The 20,959-nt window shown below is 37.9% G+C and carries 22 protein-coding genes; 6 read left to right on the top strand and 16 right to left on the bottom strand.

The window, feature by feature from the left end; all coding sequences use genetic code 11:
• Positions 1–466: 466 nt before the first annotated feature.
• Complete coding sequence (locus CKJ95_RS21455) at positions 467–1,834, top strand: exonuclease domain-containing protein (protein WP_257215886.1); 1,368 nt, start codon at positions 467–469, stop codon at positions 1,832–1,834.
• A gap of 645 nt (positions 1,835–2,479) precedes the next feature.
• On the opposite strand, the gene CKJ95_RS21450 is transcribed toward CKJ95_RS21455, so the two are convergent.
• From CKJ95_RS21450 to CKJ95_RS23615, 5 genes are all read right to left on the bottom strand, one after another.
• Positions 2,480–2,899, bottom strand: coding sequence for a DUF3908 family protein (locus CKJ95_RS21450; protein ID WP_099355503.1), 420 nt, complete (start codon positions 2,897–2,899; stop codon positions 2,480–2,482).
• An 81-nt stretch (positions 2,900–2,980) separates the two neighbouring features.
• Positions 2,981–3,967, bottom strand: coding sequence for a toll/interleukin-1 receptor domain-containing protein (locus CKJ95_RS21445; protein ID WP_099355502.1), 987 nt, complete (start codon positions 3,965–3,967; stop codon positions 2,981–2,983).
• 21 nt (positions 3,968–3,988) lie between these two features.
• A complete protein-coding gene (locus CKJ95_RS21440) occupies positions 3,989–4,798 on the bottom strand; it encodes a hypothetical protein (RefSeq protein ID WP_099355501.1) in 810 nt (269 codons plus the stop codon).
• Positions 4,799–5,124: 326 nt separating this feature from the next.
• On the bottom strand, positions 5,125–5,472 hold the full coding sequence (locus tag CKJ95_RS21435) for a hypothetical protein (RefSeq protein ID WP_099355500.1): 348 nt from the start codon (positions 5,470–5,472) through the stop codon (positions 5,125–5,127).
• A 5-nt stretch (positions 5,473–5,477) separates the two neighbouring features.
• A complete protein-coding gene (locus CKJ95_RS23615) occupies positions 5,478–5,633 on the bottom strand; it encodes a hypothetical protein (protein WP_180271637.1) in 156 nt (51 codons plus the stop codon).
• Positions 5,634–5,930: 297 nt separating this feature from the next.
• On the opposite strand from CKJ95_RS23615, the gene CKJ95_RS21430 reads away from it, so the two are divergent.
• The gene (locus CKJ95_RS21430) at positions 5,931–6,536 is read left to right on the top strand and encodes a restriction endonuclease (RefSeq protein WP_099355499.1); all 606 of its coding nucleotides are present in this window, start codon (positions 5,931–5,933) and stop codon (positions 6,534–6,536) included.
• A 76-nt stretch (positions 6,537–6,612) separates the two neighbouring features.
• Here CKJ95_RS21430 and rlmD read toward each other — a convergent pair whose 3' ends face one another.
• The 5 genes from rlmD to CKJ95_RS21405 all read right to left on the bottom strand — a co-directional run bounded on the left by rlmD (position 6,613) and on the right by CKJ95_RS21405 (position 10,019).
• Complete coding sequence (rlmD, locus tag CKJ95_RS21425; protein ID WP_099355498.1) at positions 6,613–8,004, bottom strand: 23S rRNA (uracil(1939)-C(5))-methyltransferase RlmD; 1,392 nt, start codon at positions 8,002–8,004, stop codon at positions 6,613–6,615.
• A gap of 13 nt (positions 8,005–8,017) precedes the next feature.
• A complete protein-coding gene (locus CKJ95_RS21420; protein ID WP_099355497.1) occupies positions 8,018–8,884 on the bottom strand; it encodes a DNA-3-methyladenine glycosylase family protein in 867 nt (288 codons plus the stop codon).
• Positions 8,885–8,972: 88 nt separating this feature from the next.
• The gene (locus CKJ95_RS21415) at positions 8,973–9,284 is read right to left on the bottom strand and encodes a cupin domain-containing protein (RefSeq protein WP_099355496.1); all 312 of its coding nucleotides are present in this window, start codon (positions 9,282–9,284) and stop codon (positions 8,973–8,975) included.
• A 57-nt stretch (positions 9,285–9,341) separates the two neighbouring features.
• Entirely contained in the window at positions 9,342–9,695 is a 354-nt protein-coding gene (locus CKJ95_RS21410; RefSeq protein WP_099355495.1) for a DMT family transporter, read from the bottom strand.
• Positions 9,696–10,019, bottom strand: coding sequence for a DMT family transporter (locus tag CKJ95_RS21405; RefSeq protein ID WP_099355494.1), 324 nt, complete (start codon positions 10,017–10,019; stop codon positions 9,696–9,698).
• A gap of 171 nt (positions 10,020–10,190) precedes the next feature.
• On the opposite strand from CKJ95_RS21405, the gene CKJ95_RS21400 reads away from it, so the two are divergent.
• Positions 10,191–10,703, top strand: coding sequence for a DUF2269 domain-containing protein (locus tag CKJ95_RS21400; RefSeq protein WP_099355493.1), 513 nt, complete (start codon positions 10,191–10,193; stop codon positions 10,701–10,703).
• A gap of 101 nt (positions 10,704–10,804) precedes the next feature.
• On the top strand, positions 10,805–11,398 hold the full coding sequence (locus tag CKJ95_RS21395; RefSeq protein ID WP_099355492.1) for a lysozyme inhibitor LprI family protein: 594 nt from the start codon (positions 10,805–10,807) through the stop codon (positions 11,396–11,398).
• Between the two features lie 38 nt (positions 11,399–11,436).
• Here CKJ95_RS21395 and pdaA read toward each other — a convergent pair whose 3' ends face one another.
• The 3 genes from pdaA to CKJ95_RS21375 form a co-directional block, all read right to left on the bottom strand.
• The gene (gene pdaA / locus CKJ95_RS21390) at positions 11,437–12,198 is read right to left on the bottom strand and encodes a delta-lactam-biosynthetic de-N-acetylase (RefSeq protein ID WP_373604866.1); all 762 of its coding nucleotides are present in this window, start codon (positions 12,196–12,198) and stop codon (positions 11,437–11,439) included.
• 767 nt (positions 12,199–12,965) lie between these two features.
• On the bottom strand, positions 12,966–14,501 hold the full coding sequence (locus tag CKJ95_RS21380; RefSeq protein ID WP_142353968.1) for a fumarate hydratase: 1,536 nt from the start codon (positions 14,499–14,501) through the stop codon (positions 12,966–12,968).
• Positions 14,502–14,743: 242 nt separating this feature from the next.
• A complete protein-coding gene (locus CKJ95_RS21375; RefSeq protein WP_099355489.1) occupies positions 14,744–15,973 on the bottom strand; it encodes an MFS transporter in 1,230 nt (409 codons plus the stop codon).
• A 136-nt stretch (positions 15,974–16,109) separates the two neighbouring features.
• Here CKJ95_RS21375 and CKJ95_RS21370 point away from each other — a divergent pair, with 136 nt between their 5' ends.
• Positions 16,110–17,318, top strand: a complete 1,209-nt coding sequence (locus CKJ95_RS21370; RefSeq protein WP_099355488.1) for a DUF4317 domain-containing protein — start codon at positions 16,110–16,112, stop codon at positions 17,316–17,318.
• Between the two features lie 128 nt (positions 17,319–17,446).
• On the opposite strand, the gene CKJ95_RS21365 is transcribed toward CKJ95_RS21370, so the two are convergent.
• Positions 17,447–17,635 (bottom strand): SE1561 family protein, encoded by a 189-nt coding sequence (locus CKJ95_RS21365; protein ID WP_099355487.1) that lies wholly within the window; start codon positions 17,633–17,635, stop codon positions 17,447–17,449.
• Between the two features lie 133 nt (positions 17,636–17,768).
• Between CKJ95_RS21365 and yfkAB the strand changes: the two genes are divergently transcribed.
• Complete coding sequence (gene yfkAB / locus CKJ95_RS21360; protein ID WP_099355486.1) at positions 17,769–18,890, top strand: radical SAM/CxCxxxxC motif protein YfkAB; 1,122 nt, start codon at positions 17,769–17,771, stop codon at positions 18,888–18,890.
• Positions 18,891–18,942: 52 nt separating this feature from the next.
• Here yfkAB and CKJ95_RS21355 read toward each other — a convergent pair whose 3' ends face one another.
• Both CKJ95_RS21355 and CKJ95_RS21350 read right to left on the bottom strand, forming a co-directional pair.
• Positions 18,943–19,761, bottom strand: a complete 819-nt coding sequence (locus CKJ95_RS21355; RefSeq protein ID WP_099355485.1) for a YfkD famly protein — start codon at positions 19,759–19,761, stop codon at positions 18,943–18,945.
• Positions 19,762–20,086: 325 nt separating this feature from the next.
• Complete coding sequence (locus CKJ95_RS21350) at positions 20,087–20,716, bottom strand: YczE/YyaS/YitT family protein (protein ID WP_099355484.1); 630 nt, start codon at positions 20,714–20,716, stop codon at positions 20,087–20,089.
• Positions 20,717–20,959: the final 243 nt, after the last annotated feature.

Below are 20,959 nucleotides of genomic sequence, written 5' to 3'. Positions count from 1 at the left end.
AGACTTAATGAATAAAAGGAGAATAGGGTTGCAATATTACCTTGATCCTTTTTTGATAATTTCCTAGCTTTATTGGATTTTTTCTATCTTCACTTTTTTTTTCCTTTACTTCAAATAATATCTATCGCTGTTGACATTGGTATGCCAAGTTGCGAATGGATTTCGTCAGCCCTTCCTTTTACATTAGGATTAACTCCTAAATTTAAATTTGTGGTTTTTTCCATTTGAATTATGTCCTTTTTCAAAATTGTAACGCTTTTTCGTTGTATCCTAACCAAATTCCCCCTTTTACTAAAGGCGTAAACCCTCTCGAAAAGCAGGGCCTGACCCCCAGTGCGCTAACGCTTTAATACGATGGGGACCTTTAATTGAGGTAATTTTTATTAGAAAATTCACATTTTTAATATGGGTTTATATGGTAAAATAGTCTTAATTTATGAGAAATTATTACTGGGGGGATTCATCAATGTTACAAGCTCGTGTAAACGAATTGAAAAGTGGCATTTTGGATATTGAAGATGGGAAAGTTCTTGTTACGGGATTTATACGTGAGGAAATGTTACTAAGGCATTTAGAAAATGGAACGCAATGTTTTAGTTCCAAGGGCATATATAAAAATCAAAATTTAGTATTTCATAATATTCAAAACGAGGCTTTGATTATCGTTAGGAGAGATGGGAAAGAGATCCGTCGACATCAGTTTAAGCCCATACATAAAGAGTCGATTCAATATAAAGAATGGAAAGACGAGGAAGAAAAGCTTTTCTCTGTTACATATACCATCCGTAAAAGTATATACAGTGACCATTATCATTTTTTAACGGAAACATCGTCTTTGTTATTTGAAAATAAAGTGGAATTAGATAAATATTTATTGGAAAAATATAAAATTGGAGGGATAAAATTTGATTTTATCGCAATCGATTTTGAGATTGCCAGCAAGGAGCTAAGTAGTGCGTGTTCAATGGGTTTAGTTTTTGTAGCGAATAATGAAATCGTGGATAAAAAACATATTTATATCCAACCGCCTGGATTAGAATTTGATCCAGAGATGGTGGATGTTCATGGGATTACGTTAGATGATGTTAAAGATGCAAAAAAATTTGATGAAATATGGAGGGAAATTAAAGATATCTTCACAGATTCAAACATTTTTGTAGCTCATAATGCACAGTTTGATATGAGTGTTTTACATGCTTGTCTAACGGAATATAATTTGGAACTGCCCGATTTTACTTACATAGATAGTATCGCAATAAGCACACGAGCATGTAGTGGAGTAACTGTGGGGAATTCTTTAAAAGAACGAACAGAATTCTTCGGCATTTCATTAGAAAATCATCATGATGCTTTGGCTGATGCCTTTGCAACTGCGGAGTTGGTTCTTCATTGTGTAAATTTAAAAAAGAAAAAGTCACTAGAATCATATTGTCGTTTACATCGTAGTATTGCTATAAAATCTTTTTCGGAATTAAAACCAATAAAATCGTTTGTAAAAAGAAGAAAGTTTACTAAGGTGAGTGTGTCAGAAATTGCCGCCAACGCTGAAACGTTTGATGAAAATCATATCCTTTTTGGAAAAAACATCGTCTTTACTGGAGAACTTGAAACAATTGAGCGAAAAACTGCGATGCAAAAAGTTGCGGATTTAGGTGGCGTTTTAAAATCCGGGGTTAGCAGCAAAACTCATTATTTAGTTGTTGGAAAGCAAGATAAATCACTTGTTGGTGAAGATGGATTAAGTACAAAAGAGGAGAAAGCTTACGAACTTGTTGAAAAAGGGAAAGAAATCAAAATTATTACTGAACATGATTTTTTAAAAATGATTGATTAGTACATTAGTATAAATTAAATCATTACAGTTGAGGTGGGTAATTGGAGATTTGTTGCTGTGTTTGCCATCAGGAATTGAAGAGTGAGGACGGAGTGGTCATGGGGATCAATAAATACCTTGGCTAATTTGCTTGTTTTACACTAAATCCGACGTTCGTGAAAGAGATTGAGTCTTATGGGAATCAAAAAAATATTGGTTTTCCGTAGAAACTAGTTAAAAATATATAATTTTATCGGATAAATATACGAAAGGGTATGGGGTGTTATGCTAGGAGGATATATATTTAAAAGCAGGGCCTGACCCCCAGTGCGCTAACGCTTTAGTACGATGGGGGTCTGGCCCTTTAATTGAGGATAATTAACACCCCGTACTAAAAATTATATTATGTGCGGTTGGAATAAATATTTTCTCTATATAAAGTGGAGGTTTTACTTCGCTTTTGTAATAACCACATAAATAATGTGGCCCAATGATTAATTATATTTAAACACGCTCTAATTTCTTATTTTGTCCGCAGGAAAATATTCATATATTTCTTAAATAGATACCCTATGATACTCAAGGCAGATATTTTAAAGTATATATCAACTTCATTTAAATAATTTTAAACATAGAAAAAGCAACACAAAGGATGCTGGCACTTAGTTAAATTGATTTATATATTGCTAATAAATTCGCTGCATAAGTTTCATTCCAATTATAGTTTGAATCTTCAAGGCTATTGAATTCAATCGCTTTACCACTGGTGAATTTCAAAACTAGGGTCGATGAAGATTCTCCTTCAGAAGGAATAAAATTAGCTTCAACTATATCCTCTTTTATGGTTTGAAAATTTATTACGTTTTCTATTATAGTTACAACAACTATTTTATCTACATAAAAGAAATATAAATTTTTTTCTCCTTCTCTATAAATGTTTCTACCGTAGAAATAGTTTACTTCTTCGGTAGAAACAATATTTTGTAACAATGGAGATAATCCTTTTACCCATTTTCGGTACAAAGGTATTTGTCTTTGACTTAAATCATTGTAAAAATCATTCACTGTATATAATTGCTCGCTCATTTCCAATTCCCCTTTGTCTTGGATATTCACTATGGGTCAACATTCTCGTAGGTGTATTCTCAATATTCTTCATTCTCATTTCTATCTAATATGATGCGATAAATTATTCTTCCATATTTCTTTTACTATCTCATCTGGAGTTGACGCATCTCTATTATTTCCATAGACATTCATTGTCATCTTTAGATTTAGTGTTTTATCTTGGCCTACCTCAGAAACAATTGATTCATTATAGGAATTATCGTTTTCAAATCCCCAGCCAATACTTCCGTAACTCAGGTTGATACTTTTTTGCCCCCAACTATCGCTAATCCACATTTTAACACCAGTTACTCTATTTCCATCAATATACAAAGTGAAATGGTTTTGGGTATTGGTTATTCTTTCATTAGTGTATTCGAAGTTCGGATTTGTTAATTTAATACTATTAAATAATTCTTCGAAGACACGATTAATATGATTATAACTATCTACAATAAAAACTTCTTTGTCCCTATCTGTGATTCTTTTTAGATTAGGGATTTCTATATCCGAAAAATCAATTGTTGGTGTGGAATTCGAAATTGGACTTTTGCTACCTAACGGTTTTAAATCTGGCACTTCACCAAGAGGTTCCATTTCATATAATGGAGCACCAAAAATCTTATGTATCAATTCTTTTAATGATTTCGCATAATTTAATTCGTTTGAAAAATTAATTGCATAGTAGCCTTTTAAATGGAATGGAAATGCATCGTTAAAATTGACCTTATGCTTCATCACAAGAATGATTTTATCGGGATTTTCCAATAGGATTGGTAAAGACAAGAGAGTTTCAAAGCCAACGCCACCTTTAAAATTGTCAGACCGTTCAGCATATCCTTCTGTTAAAACTATAATTACATAGTCTCTATCTCTTATATTAGTTATCATCATTTGATTTAAATTAACGGTACCGGACTGTGTTTGAAATAAGTCCATTGTAGCATCAACACCATTTTTTCTTAGATCATTAGTTAGATTCAGGACCCATTGTTGGTGTTCTGTTGAATCCCAACTATAAGTAACAAAAGCAGTTTTACGTTCCATTTTAAATCACCTTTTCAATAGTTAATGTCTTGGGTTCCAATTACCTTCTTTATAACTTTGTGAACCATTTAAACCACCTGAGTTCCATAAAACATCAAAAGCTGGCTTCAATACTTTTGGGATTTCCACTTCACTATCAATCAATATTTGTGGCAAATATAATTCGTCCCTATCTATCAATAACTTTTCATAGAAAAATTGATTTTGAAGATATAGAGAATAGTCCTTAACACCATGGAAACTTCCACAAACTAGATATTGCTTACAATCATTCCATTGATTCAGAACTTGTAAATATTTTGGAAGGTTTTCAATTAGTGCATTCTCATACCTAACTGGGAAAAGCCATTTGTTTTCTTCTTGAAAAAACCCATTGTCAACTATTTCTATACAACCATTCCGGAATACTTGAAGGTATGAGCCATTATAAGAATTATAGGAAAGAAATCCATCGTAATTATATCTGGAATCTCTTCCAGCCCCTGATAGCAAAGGTAATGAATAACCTCTATTTACAAAGTACGCCATATCTAACTTGTTTTGTTTGGAATCGAAAATGCTTAATGGTATAAGGTGAATCACCGTTAAAGTTTTGTTTTTAAGTTCAATAGGGGTTATGCCATTTTTAATATTAGTTATTCTTTCTTCTATAAAAGATTGCAACTTCGTTTCATTTTCTTTTTGCTTTTCTTGTTGTAATGAGGTTAATGTAGTTATTAGCAACTCTGTAATTTCATACGACAACTCCAATGATGATTGCTTCTCTCCATGTTTCATTAAAGACTTTATCTTTTGTTCTAAGAACGATGCTGTTTCTATTATTTCATTCAAAACAATACCTCCATTAAGAAAGCCGTTATAATCCTTATTTAGACATATTTCAACATATTCCCATAAAATCCTCTAAATTATTTAAATAAAAAGACACCGATGAAATATAAATTCAACGATGCCTTAAATTGATATAATTTGGACTAAAGATTATTCCCATACTTCTTAAAATTCTTGCCTGCTCAAAGAAAAACAGGGCCTGACCCCCAGTGCACTAACACTTTGGTACACGGGAGGCAGGCCCTTTAATTTATTATAGAATTGCAGACTCACTAAGGGTTTCTGCTGCTAATGAGAAATCATTATTCGTTGACTATAAAAGTTGATTATTTTATCCGCATTTCAACCACATTTCTGTTGCCAGTGTATCTATGTTCAAGCAATCCCTTGTGGACCATCCAAGCTGCAACATGACTTGCTAGTTTAGGAGGGCGCTTAAGTTCCGTCTCAAAGAAATAGCGGAGCCCACCAGGAGTGGTTTTTTCCATCGAGCCGTCAAAACGGAACCAATCTCGATCTTTGAAGTGGGCTATAATCCTATCAATATCGCTAACTTTGAATTTCATCGAAGTCCTTTTAGTTGGTCCCATAATAATCATAATGTAGTCTCCAAAAATCCCTGCATCGAACTTAGTAGCATTAGCCCCATAACTTAGTGTATTTATTTCCTCCATAACAGTTATTTTCCTCGTTTTTCAGACTCTTTCCGGATTGTTCCAATCTTTTTATCACTTCTAGTGTCTCTGCCATCCGGATTTCTAATCGTTCCGGGGGGAAGACCATTTTTCTTCTCGAAAGTTCCTACAGTGCAATCGCTTCTTACCTTTCTCGCCATATTATTTCCTCCTAACATTTTTTCCTTTAGTAATAATTTCCTATATTATCAAATAAGTGTCAAGTCTAACCTTAAGGGTTAAATATAGGCTATAAATTCCTATTTGGAGGTACATATGCTTAGACCTCATACAAGAGCATACATAACTGGACAATGCAAATTTGTCAACGGATAACAAAGAATGTCCTCTTGTATGACTTTTATTATTAGTCTTCTTAATTAATCTGTTAAGAAATATTAATTAACACTTTGAATACAATTCAGAAAGTTGATAATACTGGTATTTGAGGTGATAATATGGAATATTTTATATTAATAGTTTTGTTAGTAGTTATCTATTTCCAGTGGAAAAGATATAAAGTTACTGAGGAATCCGCAGCCTATAAAAAATATTTATCAACTGAGGAATTTAAAAAGACATTAGCATTTGGAATTTACCAACGGTTTTGCAAGGAGAATGAAGATAAATCTTATTCTTCAAGCTTTTTGAAAAATAATCCAATAGAATTTGAACATTTTATTGCTGATATTCTAAAACACAAATATGGTGAAAGTAGCTATGTAACAAAAAGTTCCGGGGATTTTGGTGTTGATATAGAACATGGCGTAGGTGATGGAAAAGTTCTTGGCCAAGTGAAATGTTACAAGGATGATGTGGGATATGAACCCATCGCATTAATTCACTCCAACATGATAAAACAAAACGCCTCCAGAGGATATGTAGTTACTACATCTAACTTTACCTCACAAGCTCGTTCTTATGCAGAAGGATTAGATATTGATTTAATAACCGGAACTGATTTAGTAGAATTGTGGTTGAACTACAATAACCCTGTTTCTGAAACGTTAACAACAATTAAACCTATTACTAATCAATCAAATAAATTAGATACTCCAATATAAAAATTAACCCTAACCGAAGATTGGTTAGGGTTTTCTACTTCCTCGCTACTTTTATACTTATCTCTTTCTAATAAGCTCACAATTTTAGAGCCAACACCGCAACAGCTTCTACATGCGCCGTATGCGGAAACATATCCACCGGCTGCACATACTCCACCTTATAAAGCTTCGACAATACTTGAATATCCTTCGCCAAAGTAGACGGATTACAAGATACGTACACCATCTTCTTCGGTTTAACTTTTAAGACGGTTTGTAGGAATTGATCGTCGCAACCTGTGCGTGGTGGGTCGACTACGATGACGTCTGGGCGCCAGCCTTCGTTTACCCATTTTGGTAGGAGTTTTTCTGCTTTTCCTACGGCATAGGTGGCATTCTCAAAGCCATGTTTTTTGGCATTTTTTCTTGCGTCTTCGATGGCTTCTGGGATGATTTCGATGCCGCGGATTTCAGCCGCTCCATCTGCTAGCCATAGTCCAATTGTTCCGACTCCACAGTAGGCATCGACGATTCTTTCTTTACCGGTTAATTGAGCTGCCTTTTTTACTTCATCATATAATTTAACGGTTTGCTCCGGGTTCAGTTGGAAGAATGCACGTGCTGACAGTTCAAATGATAGGTCTCCCAGGGTTTCTTGAATGACCTCGTTTCCGTGTAAATGAATCGATTCGTCACCAAAAATGAGTGAAGTCTTTTGTCCGTTGATATTTTGGATGATTGATTTCACTTCTGGTAAACGTTTTGTGATTTCATCTATTAATAATTGTTTACGTGGGATTTCTTTTTGGGCTGTAATTAAGACAACCTGAACTTCTCCCGATTGGACGCCTACTCTTGTGACGATTGTTCGGACAAGTCCTTTTCGATTTCGTTCATTATAGATTGAGATTTTTAAATCTTGTAGAATCATTTTGACTGTTTGGGTGACCTTGCTTGTTGCAGGATGTTGGATCATACAGTCGGCAATGTCGATTAGTTTATGTGAATTAAGGCCATAGAGTCCCGCGATCACCTTCGTTTTATCAAGTCCAACCTGGAACTGACTTTTGTTTCGATAGTTCCACGGATTGTCCATGCCAATTGTGTCTTTAATATTCAGCTTTTCAATCGGCGTTTTGCCATAGCGTTCAAAAGCTTGAACGACAATGTCCCGCTTCTCATTCAATTGCTGACGATAGTCTAAGTGCTGAAGCTGGCATCCGCCACATAGTTCGTAGATTGGACAAGGCGGCTTCACCCGATGCTCTGATTTTTCACGGATTTTCTTAATCTTTCCTTCAGAGAATTTCGGGTGGACCTTTGTTGCTTCCACGACTACCTCTTCACCTGGAAGTGCTCCCGGAACAAAGACGACCTGCCTTTTAAAATAACCGACACCTTCTCCGTTGATTCCGAGTCTTTTTATTGTAAGGGGGAATGTTTGTCCCACCTGTAATTTTGCTTGGTTTTCTTTTTGTTGTTTCATCATTACACACAACTTTCTATTCGATGCTCCGCCATAAGTACAAGGAAGCATAGCTTAAGTATGGTTCCCATGGCTTGCTGTATTCTTCCATCTGTTCATAGGATGGCTTTTTCTCAAGATTGTATAATTTTTTGATGGCATTTTGGATTCCGATATCTGCCATCGGGAATAGATTGGGCCGTCCCAACCCGAATAAAAGAAAATTTTCTGCAGTCCATTTTCCAATTCCGCGGACTTTTACAAGAGTCTCTATGACTTCATTATCCATTTTCGATTGGAGGTCACTGAGTGTTAGCTCTCCTGCTGCAATCAGTTTGGAAGTATCTATTACATATTCAGCCTTTCGCCCACTGAACTGCAACTCTCTCAAATCTTCAACCGTTAACTTGGCTATTTTTTCAGGTCGAGGATGGACCCACGTTCCGTCAACTTGTTCGCCAAATGTCGTGACAAACCTTGATGTCAGTGTATAGGCAAACGTCATATTAAGTTGCTGATGGATGATACACTTCATCAAGCAAAAATACGGATCGAAATCTAAGACTAACGGTGTCCCGCGATGTTCTATGAAAATATCTCTGAGGTCCGTTTGTAAAAAATGGTCCTGGATTTTATCTAATGGTACATCCCATTGAAGAATGTGAGAAACTTGCTGCAAAGCCTGTTCCGATAAATCAGTTTGAGTACCCGTGACTATGAAAGTTGGCTTCTCTGTTGTTCCAGTTGCTTTTACCGTAACAACCACAGGTTCATTTTTTATATAAAATGGTACCTTCACGTAGCGTTCATCTTTATTTAGATTAATAAGTGGATTTATTGATAGCCGGTCTAGGACGCGATCGAAATTATATGGCGGCTGTACATGCACTGTTTTCTCCCACATGGAACCAACCTCAATTCTTAAGTGTTAGTACACATTATACCATTTCAGCATAAAAAAAATCCCCCTGCAAGCAAGAGGATTCCCTGATTTACCTATTTAGTAGGTCTTCACGAAGTGGTGTAAATGTATCTAGTAAAATACCTTCTTCTAGTGCAACGACTCCATGTTTATGGTTCCCTGGAATAAAAATCGTTTCTCCTTGGGAAACCGTTGTTTGTTCACCTTCGATTGTGAACTGGAAGCTTCCCTTCATGACGTATGTGAACTGTTCATGAGGATGACTATGTTGGTAGCCTTCTGCACCTTTTTCAAAGTGCACCTCCATCATCATTACTGATTCACCTGGAGGGAAAATTTTACGTTTTACCCCTGGTTCTGCGTTTTCCCATTCTCCAACCATTTCCTTGTCCCCCTTATTGTGGATTCCCTTTCAATTATAAGAGGATATGCTTTTTTATTAAAGTGCTTTAGCTGTTGGATTCTCAATTTCTTCGTTTTTCGAAGAATTTAATAGTATCACTCCACCGATAATCAAAATGATGCCTGCTAGTTTAAGAGTGCTAAAAACCTCTCCCCATACCAGCGCACCAATAACTGCCGTTAATGCTGTTCCAACACCAGACCAAATCGCATACGCCAAACTTAGCGGAAGGGTTTTTAAACATAAGGATAAGCAATAAAATGCGAGTCCATAACCTATGATGACACCGACCGATGGAAAAAGAACAGTAAAGCCCTCGGACATTTTAAGCATCGCCGTTGCAAAAATCTCACAAATAATTGAAATCGATAATGCTAGATATCCTTTCATTTAATGACCCCCTCCGACATTTAGTAAAATGACTCCACCGATGATTAAGAAGAATCCAAGGATTTTTTTCCGATCAACATGTTCTTTATAGATGATAATTCCGACAAATGCGGTTAGTGCTGTCCCAACGCCGGCCCAAATCGCGTAAGCCATACCGAGCGGCAATGTTGTTAATGATAGTGATAAAGCATAGAATGCTAGACCGTATCCAATCATGACTCCTAAAGAAGGCAGGAACTTTTTGAACCCGTCTGTTGCTTTAAGCATCGAACTGCCGAACACTTCACTAATAATCGCAAAAATCAAAAGGATGTATGCATTCATTGTGATACCTCCTACCTAAAAAGTCTCTTTCTCCATTTTACCTCCTCGGTCAAGTTTAGAAAATATAGGACCTCAGTTGTAGCGAAAGTTACGTCTGGGGCATATTTTTAAACGTCCCTCCTCCGCGTAAAATGGATGATGTTGTTCAGAAAACACGGGAGGTATTGGAAGATGAAAAAAATCGGACCTAATGGGTTGAAATGGTTAAAAATCATTCACGTCTTTCTAGTCGTAGTATTTTTCGGAGGAATATTAAGTTCCCTTGCACTTAATATTCATCTTGATTTTACTAAATTTGATGAGTCCTATTTGGGATATAAAAATATCGTAATCATTAGTGATAACATTGTTCGATGGGGTGCAATTGGCACACTATTAGTGGGGCTCACCTATGGGTTCTTTACAAACTGGGGCTTTTTCAAGCATCTTTGGGTTGGCGTGAAATTCGTACTGTATTTAATTCAAACGATTGTTGGGATTTTTATTATAGACAAGCTAATGATCACCAATATGGAGCTCCTTGAAACTCAACGGGAATTAGCCTTGACCAACCCCGAGTTCATTCAAAACCACTTAATGAGACAATATGCGGTCTATTTTCAAGTGGCAGTTACCATTTTTATTTTTATTATTTCATACATTAAACCTTGGCGGAAGAAAAAAGTACCACAGAAAAAGAGCTGAAAACTTACAGCTCTTTTATCGTTTTTACGATATAATTTGACGATACATGCATTTTTGTTAAAGTAGGTTACATAGAACAAATTATACAAGGAGTTTTTAAAATGAAGAAGTTTTTACTGTTAACTGTCATATTAGGTTTGTTGGCTGCCTGTTCAAATACAGATAAGGAGACCAGTTTGACACCAGAAGAACCAACTAAAATCGAGGAAAATACTTCAGACTCAGAAAAAGCAGATTCAAATGAGACTGTTGAAGCTTCTGAAACCACTCAAGAAGAAGATTCTACAGATGAAAATGTCGATGCAGAGTCTACAGACACTAACGTCGAAGGGGAGACAGAAGACAGTCCTCTTAAGATTCAATATCTAAGTGAACTTGAAGCAATTGAAAAGGAAATCGAAAGCAACCCTAAGGGTGAAACACAACTAGAGATGAATGAAATTGCGGCAGCAAACTATAAAGTATGGGACGATGCGCTAAATAAAATCTGGAAAGAACTTGAGAAACAACTTCCGACTGAAGAGATGGATGAGTTACGGGAAGAACAACGCCGATGGATTAAAGATAAATATAAGGCGGCAAGTGAAGAAGCAGAACAATACAAAGGTGGCACAATGGAACCTTTAGTAAAAACAAGTACTCTAGCCCAGGTCACCAAAGAAAGATGCTATGAATTAGTTGAAAAATATATGTAAGTTTAAAAGGACTTAGGCATGCTAAGTCCTTTTTCTATTTAGTTCATGTTGAATAGTAGCTCTTCTTTAATGGATTTTTCCGCCATTAGGTGATCTAAGCTTCGGAAGGTATACCCTTCTTCCCGTAAATCATCGATGGCTTTACCGAGCGCTTCCGCATTATCCCTTGATACTGTGTGCAGCAACAGAATGGCACCTGGATGAATTTGTCTCATGATGTTGTTGTAGGCATACTCCCAACCTCTTTGGTTATTGATATGCCAATCAACAAATGCGAGTGACCAGAACACATTTTGATAGCCCAAATCCCTTGATAATGCTAAAGTGCGTTCACTGAAAATGCCTCGCGGTGGTCGAAGATAGGTGACATCCTGCCCAGTCAGCCTTTTCGTTTCCTCCCTTACCGAATCTAATTCTTTTCGAAGACGCTCGTCACTCACTCTTGTTAAATCCGGATGATACCATGAATGATTGCCAACAATATGACCTTCCTTTGCCATTCGTTTGACGAGGTCGGACTGGTCTTTTAAATAATGTCCGGTTACAAAGAATGTTGCCGGAACCTTTTTCTCTTTTAACACATCGAGAACTTGTTCGGTGTAGCCATTTTCATAACCATTGTCAAAGGTGAGATAGATGTCTTTCTTGGTTGTGTCTCCAATATAAAATGCGCCATATTTTGCGAGTAGTTTATCATACTCCTCACCCGCTGATGCCGGTTCATGGTTTTTGCTTTTTTTGAAGCCCCAATGGATGGGGGCGTTTGAATAAGCTGCTGCTGCCTGTTGGGCACCAACCAATGAAAAGGTAACAGTTAAAAGAAGAAGTAAGCCCAAAAGCCTTTTCAAAAGTAAAACCTCCCAAACTCCGTTAGTAGTAGAGTTAGTTTTTACCACATTTAGGGAGTTCATGCACGAATCCATTACCAAAAAGATTTTATTGAGTGGATGAATAAAATTTGTGGGGGGTGGGTTGTGTTGTTGATTGGGTTTGCGGGACATGGTGGGGCATTTTTGGTTTGTGCTTGTACCGAGTGGTCTTGTGGTACATGCTAGAGCATTTTCGGTTTGAGCGTGTACCGCGAAACTAGTCTTGTGGTACATGCTGGGGACTTTTGACTTCGAGCGTGTACCGCTAAACTGATCTTGCGGTACATGCTAGAGCATTTTTGGCTTGAGCGTGTACCACAAAACGAGTCTTGACCTACATGCTGTTGTTTTTTTGCCCGTGTGCGTGTACCGCGAGCCTCATCTTGCCATACATGCTTAGGGGAAATCGCTCTTAGCTTGTACTTTTAAAATGATCTTAACTAACATGCTCTTCCTTATTTGAAGTGAGCATGCTCCACAAAACCATTTATGATAGTCATTTTTAATTTTTGAAGATTGTTTTTCAAAAAATGTGCTGTTGTGAACTCAGGTTGATACCTACATGTTATTTGTTCCCTATTCTCGAATAATTGTGCCCTAACTTTTAACATTTGTAACCTAACTCTAATTAATTGTTCCCTAACCTCAAACAGCAACAAAAAACCCGCTACGCACAATACGTAACGGGCTCCTTAAAATTAAGCAAATACACGCTCTTTGAATTGTTCTAGTTTTTCTAATGATGATTTGTCAACGTCCTCGTGTAGACTGTTGCCGTGTGAATCCATAGTTACAACGGCGGTGAAGCCTTCAACAGATAGATGCCACATTGCTTCTGGAATACCGAATTCCATTAAGTCAACGCCATCGACTGACTTGATGCAGTCTGCATAATATTGTGCAGCTCCACCGATTGCGTTTAGGTAAACTCCCCCATGCTCCTTAAGTGCAGCAAGCGTTTTTGGTCCCATTCCACCTTTACCAATTACAGCACGGATGCCGAATTTTTTCATGATGTCGCCTTGGTAAGGTTCCTCACGAATACTTGTTGTTGGGCCAGCAGCTTTTACGTGCCAGTTTCCATCTTCATCCTTAAGCATTACCGGACCACAGTGGTAAATGACTTGTCCGTCTAGATCAACTGGTGCATCGTTTTCAGATAGATGTTTGTGGATAGCGTCACGACCTGTAAACATACGGCCGTTGATTTTAACCACGTCACCCACTTTTAGTTCGCGAATTTGCTCTTCAGTGATTGGAGCTTGTAGCACAACTTCGCGAGTTTCTGATTTTACTTCTTGTACTTCTTCTTGTTCTTTAGAGAAGTCAATTTCCTCTCCCTCATTGTATAACCAATCTTTGATATCACCAGTTTCAGCATCAAGAGTGATACCTAGACGGCGATATGCCCAACAGTTGTACGCAACAGATACGAAGAAGCTTGCTGGGATACGGTGCATAACGCCAACTTTACAACCAAGTAGAGTGGTTTCGCCGCCGAAGCCCATTGTTCCGATGCCAAGCTTATTTGCATTTTCCATAACGTATTCTTCAAGTTGGCGAAGATCTTCATTTGGATTTACATCTTCAACAGAGCGGAAAAGTTGTTCTTTTGCTAACTCATAGCCTGAAGTACGGTCTCCACCGATTCCAACGCCAATGAATCCAGCACTACAGCCTTGTCCTTGTGCTTGGTACACAGAGTGCATGATACACTTACGAATACCGTCTAAGTCACGGCCCGCACGACCAAGTCCCTCTAATTCACAAGGTAAGCTGTATTGGATGTTCTTATTTTCACAGCCGCCACCTTTTAAAATAAGGCGAACATCGATGTAATCTTTTTCCCATTGTTCAAACTTAATAACCGGAACACCTTCACCGAGGTTGTCCCCGCTGTTTTTACCAGTTAATGAATCAACTGAGTTTGGACGAAGCTTTCCGTCTTTCGTTGCTTCCACAATTGCTGCACGAATCGCAGCTTTGATTTTTAATTGGTTCACTCCAACAGGAGTTTTCACTTTGAAAGTTGGTAGACCTGTATCTTGGCAGATTGGTGATACGTTCACGTCCGCCATTGAAATATTATTGGTGATGGTTGAAAGAGACATAGCAGCACGAGTACCTGCACTTTCACTCGCTTTTGCGCGAGCAACCGCTCTACGTACATCCTTTGGAAGTCTTGTTGATGTCTCTACAATTAACTTGTACATACTTTGTTGTAGCTTATCCATCTGTATTCCCCTTTCCCTTATATCCCCTTAATCAAATGCGCCTTGGCGTATTTGCGCCCGATTTTTTTCGAGCTTGCTCGAAAATTTTCCTTTTAAAAATCGTGGCATCCGCCGGAGGCATGACTTATTTAGTAGAAGTTAGGGACTTCTACTGAATAAGTTAACATATTATTTATAATCACAATTTTCATTATACTCCTATCTATTTTTTTCGGAAAGAGATTTGCAAACGATTCCAGATTTTATCTTACGGGAATCGCCGCAACTTGAGGTTTTTCTTTTATGAGGTTCACTCCTATCAAACCGAAGACTGAAAAAATCAAGGGAATGATAAAGCCATAATAATATCCAGCGGTAACATGGTCTAATACACCCCCGAAAATGGCAGGAAGCAATACAGCACTTAAAAATCCACCTGTGTTCGCAAATCCAGAAACCATTCCGGATTCACTTGTTGGGAACGTTTGGCGGACAACGGCAAAGGTTAGAGAATTTGAACCGAACGAAAATCCGATTATAAAGAAAAGTGAAATGAGCAAGAATAATGGGGGTCCCTCTCTGAAAACAAGAAAAGTAGACCAACATAGCACCGTGACAATATGAAAAATGATATAAGGTTGTTTGATTAACCCTAATCGACTTGAAATCCAGCCGATTAACGGTGCACCCATTAGCGCACCAATCAGACTAAACATAATAAGCTGACTTGCTTCCAAACGGGTCAAGCCGTACATATCCATTCCATAAGGTACTGCCCACGAACCTATAAAACCTATATACCCTCCAACAAGTCCAAAGTGACATAAGAACAACGCCCATGCCTGCCGATTGGTAAAAATCCGACGGAGTAACACCGATGTTTTTTCACGTTGAACTTCTTTTTTCTCAATCATCGGGTGGCCTGGCTTTTTGACAAGTACAATGTATAAAAAAACACCACACAAACAGAGTAGAATTCCCCCTGAAAGAAATGCGCCTCGCCAACCTAGTAAAACAATTAATGCTGAAAAAGGGACAGTTGCCATCAGGAATCCAAGGCTACCGGTCATGCCTGCGACACCAATTAGCCGGGTAAATTCTCTTTCGTTAAACCATCTGCTTAAAATCAGCACCAGGTTCACCCAAATGGTTGCATCCCCTATTCCTGTTAGGATTCTTGCAAAAAAGAGGATCACTTCATGTGTTCCCAAGCTATAAATGATGGTTCCAACTCCTGTAAGGATGGCACCTAGTATCAGGAAAAAATTGGGTCCATATCGATCCGCCAAGATTCCCATCGGCATTTGCAGACCTGTGTACACAAAAAATTGGATACTTGTGAGGAGTCCAATGGTTGTTGCTGTTACTTGAAAATCCGCCATTAATTGGTCTGTAATCAATCCTGGTGCAGTTCGTTGACTTGACATGACCACATACGTAAACAAAACAGAAGCAAAAATAACCCATCTAAATTTACTTGATTGCATGCCCAATGATATCTTCCCCTGTTTGCTTTTTACCTTATATATATGGGTTTTTATACCGGTAGTGCGCATACATACACGAAAAAATCAATCATTACAATTTTTGATGCCAACATGTATAATCAAAAAATGGGAGTTGAGATTAGTGAATAAAAAAGACATCGCAAACATCCGAAAACAATTTAAACTAGAAAACCAATACTTAAAAATAAACGAAATTTTTAATGTGTATGTCAAAAAAGAATCCGGTGAGATTTATCACCACATTTGTCAGCCATTCGAGCTACTAGAACAAGAAGCGCAGGAATTATTTTTAGATAACTTTAAAAAAACATTATCTGGGCAACTTGATACGAAGCTATTTGAATTGAAGTTTATGCATGATGTGGAGAATAGCACACGCGACCTTCTATATGATGGACTACAGCTGGAAGACACCGAAGAATGGTTGGAGCAAATGCTGCAAATTGTAGAGAAAATGTATGCTTCTAAGGTTTACGAGTTTGACACAGTGGTGACATTCATCCGTGCCGAATACCGAAAACCAACTCGAAAACGCGACCCTGAATCTGAATTAGGCGGATCTGATGAGGTTTATTTCAGTCCACTCATTCTTTGCACATTGAATAAAATTGACCAACCGAAAAAGACATTGGTTTTTGACTATATTGAAAGAACATTCAAACCAAATACTGAGCTGGACCCGATTATAAATATAACTGCTCCGTTAACCGGTTTTCTTTTTCCAGCCTTTAACGACAATGCAGCAGACGTAAATCATATTCTTTATGCTTCCGGAAAAGCGAATGAACCTAGCTATAGTTTCATTTCCGATGTGTTGAATTGCGAAGATATCATGACAGCGGAAGATGACAGGATTGGCTTTGAAATGATCTTGAAAAATGTCATCGGGGACAAGGTAGAATCTGAGGTTATTTCGAACGTGTATGAGGAAATCGACCGCTTTGTTCAAGAAAAAGAAGAAGAGGAAGAGGAAGATAGCGAACCACCGATGATCAACTATCAGGACGTAGAGCGCATCTTGAAGGTGAGCGGCGTAGAAAATGTGGATACCGCAAAAGTAGAGCATGCCTTTAAAAGTGTAATTGATGACGAACGACATGAATTTAAAGCTAACAACCTCATTCCAAAATCAATCAAAATCAACACCAAGGTTGCCAAACTCACGCTGGATCCAAAAGAGCTCAAATACGTCAAATACATCATGTACCAAGGCAAGCGCTGCTTGTTATTGGAAATCGATGAGGACGTTGTTGTCGAAGGATTGACTTTGGAGACGAAGAACCAAGGGAACACCGAGGACCAGGGGGACGGTTCTACTGGTTCCTTCTAAACGAAAAACAGTGGATTTTGTTCTGGATCCACTGTTTTTTTATTTTGCGTGGCAAATACAGCCAATGAACTAAGATCCTATGTAAACAATCAAACGCCCAGCACAAATGCTGAGCGTCCTCCAAGCTTTTATTCTTTCCAATCCTTTTTAAATCGTTCGTATTTTCCTTCCAAGTCATCGAGCATCCCGATCAGACGATCGATGTCCTCTAGGTCAGTTGATTCAGGGTCTAATGAATCAATCACCTCTACGAACATATTTAGTCGATTTTTTAAATAGGTTATTTGTAAGTCCTTATCCCGAATTGCGTTTCCCAAGTGACAACGTTCCTTTCATTTTTCGATATCTTTTTATCTTAGTAAAAGATGTTTGCATTGACAACTATTATTCTTTTCAATACAATGCCTAAGGCGATTTGTGTTTTAACAAATCCGTAAAAAGGAGTTATATATGTCAAAATTACAATCTTCTATAGGTATTTCTCCCGCACATGACCCGTGGGAGGCTTATTTAGATGTTGAGCAATACGGCTCAATGCAACTTACCAATATTGAATTTACAACGACCTATCTCTGTAACATGAGATGCGAGCATTGTGCGGTTGGCTACACTTTACAACCAAAGGATCCAAATGCTTTACCAATTGACCTCTTATTAAAACGCTTAGATGAAATTCCAAAGCTTCGGTCCTTAAGTATCACAGGTGGCGAGCCAATGCTGTCAACGAAATCTGTTGCGAATTATGTGGTTCCTCTTCTTAAGTATGCCCATGAAAGAGGGGTTCGTACTCAAATCAATTCGAATCTCACATTAGATCTCGCGCGGTACGAAAAAATTGTTCCTTATTTAGATGTGCTTCATATTTCACATAACTGGGGAACGGTCGATGATTTTGTTGAAGGTGGTTTTGCGATGATGGAGAAAAAGCCATCATTTGAACAGCGCGAACGTTATTTTCAGCGAATGATTGAAAATAGTAAGGCTTTATCGAGAGCTGGAGTGATGGTTGCTGCAGAAACCATGTTAAATAAACGCACTCTTCCACATTTAGAAACAATTCATAAACAAATTGTAGAGGAAATGGAGTGCGGCCGACATGAGGTTCACCCTATGTACCCGAGCGATTTTGCTAGCAATCTAGAGGTGTTGTCGCTTGAAGAAATTAGGAGCGCCATCCATCATCTCCTTGATATTCGCAATGAGGATGTATGGATGTTATTTGGCACCTTGCCATTTTATCCGTGCAGTCACAATGAGGATGATCTTACTTTACTAAAGAGACTGTATTCAAGTAAAAATGTAACAGTGCGTAATGACCCAGATGGTCGCTCACGATTGAATGTGAATATTTTTAACGGGGATATTATCGTGACTGATTTCGGAGATACTCCGCCACTAGGTAATATCCAGACAACCTCGCTTCAAGATGCGTACGACAACTGGTCACAAACAAAAACCGCAAAAGAAATTAGCTGCCACTGTCCGGCAGTGAAATGCCTTGGGCCCAATATTCTTGTAAAAAATGCGTATTACAAAGAGGATGACTTTACAAAACGGAGTGCAAACCTATAAAAAATTCGGGCGCGGAGTGTCGCCCGAATTTTTTTATCCCGTATTAACGGGTTTATCTTGGGGTGTCTGATACGAGGAAACCGTATGAAACGTGGTCTTGGACTGGAATCCATGCGCCAATCCCTTGGTGGGTTACATTTTTAACAACGATTGATTTTTTGCTTCCTTTTAGAACAAGATAAACCTCACCATATGTAACCTTACCCTTTTCGTTAACTGCTGGCGCATAGGCATATAAGTAGCCTAGCTTTTTCGGTGGTACATTATAGATCTGGTCTTTTTTCGTTCCTCCACCAATAATCGTTTTGAAGGAAAGTGGAAGCTTTGATTTTTTCGCAGCTTCAATCAGCATCATTTTTCTTACATCTTCAGCATCTTGAATTTCCGCTGTTAATCCGCCTTTGACAATCTTCTGCACTTCTTGTTTGTAGTGAATTTTATATGGAGACTTTCCACCACGATTGTCATAATAATTTGTATTGATTTTTTCATATTCCCAATTCGTGCTTGTTTCAGACGATTCATAGTTCAGCGGCCATTGCCCTAAATAAATGGTTGCGCGATACCCGAGCGCTAGAGGAGTCGTTTGAATTGCCGACTCATTTAAAATACGAATGAGATCTGGATTTTCTATTTCTACATCGGCACTTTTAATAAGCTCTTTTGTGAGCTTACTTGGTTGTAGATATGGCAAATCCTGCGTCGGGTTCGGGTACGTATTATCTTGAGATATGTCTAAAACAGAACTAGGAATCTTGAATTTATCTGCTTTATTACCCTTTGCTTTTTCGGTACCTTCCGCCATCGCTGTTCCTGTAACAAAACTAAACATTAACATGGCGGCAACTATAAAATGAAAATATCGTTTCATAGGTCGGTACTCCTTTCCTTGGCTTTGTGCTTAGTGTTTTCGAAGTTTTTGCGGATTATCCATCCTTTTATTAGAAATTAAATGAGTGTCACGAAACAAGCATATAAAAAGCCTTCCGGTTCACCCGGAAGGCCGACTAACTAATCTTTTCTCTCGATCTGGATATCGGACATATATTTGAATATATCGGACAAAATTGGGCGGATATCGGACATTGCGTGTATTTTATCGGACATAAATCTAAATATATCGGACATAAACCGTAATATATCGGACAATCTAGGTTTTACCCCATCATAAAAGCCTTCCGATCCCGGAAGGCCGACTAACTAATTTTCGGTTTTGCCCTGGAGCCGAAGCCCTTTTCCATCAACCTTTCACAATGAGGATAGAAGAATTGAATTATTGGTCCGATTCCGAATGTAACAACCAAGGTTCCAATGCCAATGGGTCCTCCAAACAAAAGAGCCAACACCAAGCCTGTCGCCTCACCAATTGTTTTCGAAATCCCAAATCTCAACTTGAATCGCTTGCTGATTGCGAGCATCAGATTATCGAGCGGTGAGAGTGGAAACTTTGCTTGCAAGTAGATGGCAATTCCAAGTGATGCGATGACTAATCCCCCAAGTAAAACAAGGGCCTTTACGACGAATCCTTCTAAATTCAATTCATCTAGTGCAATTAATAACCAAAAATCTATAAAAAAGCCAATTAAAATGATGGTTCCAATTGATAAGTATGCTGGCCGTTCCTTAAGTAAAAATGCATTTAAAAGCATGACACAAATACCCACAATAATAACCCAATTCCCTACAGTAAGACCGATTGACTCTGAGAGTCCAACATTGAGTGCGTCCCATGCCCCAGCCCCGATATCTGCAATAATCATTAAACTGATACCCAGTGCTAAAACAAACAATCCAACGCAAAAGAATACGATTCGACGTGTGATCATAGAAGTGCTCCCTAAAGATTAAAATTTTTTAAAAAGTAACAATTAGTTTAAACATTGGATTTATTATAATCAACTTGGAAAGATTAATCGATATTTTTTCATTTTTTTAAAATTAAATTGAATATTTTTAATGTTGTGTAAATATTATTAAGTATACCTTACTTAAAGGAGGGATAAGGAGACCATACCTTAATGGAGGGGGTATGCTATCGAGTTGCCGGACGAAGAGAACATCAATGAAAA

It is taken from the genome of Fredinandcohnia onubensis, assembly GCF_002734285.1.
Taxonomy (GTDB): Bacteria; Bacillota; Bacilli; order Bacillales; family Bacillaceae_L; genus Ferdinandcohnia; species Ferdinandcohnia onubensis_A.
This window is presented reverse-complemented; position numbering and strand designations above follow the sequence as displayed.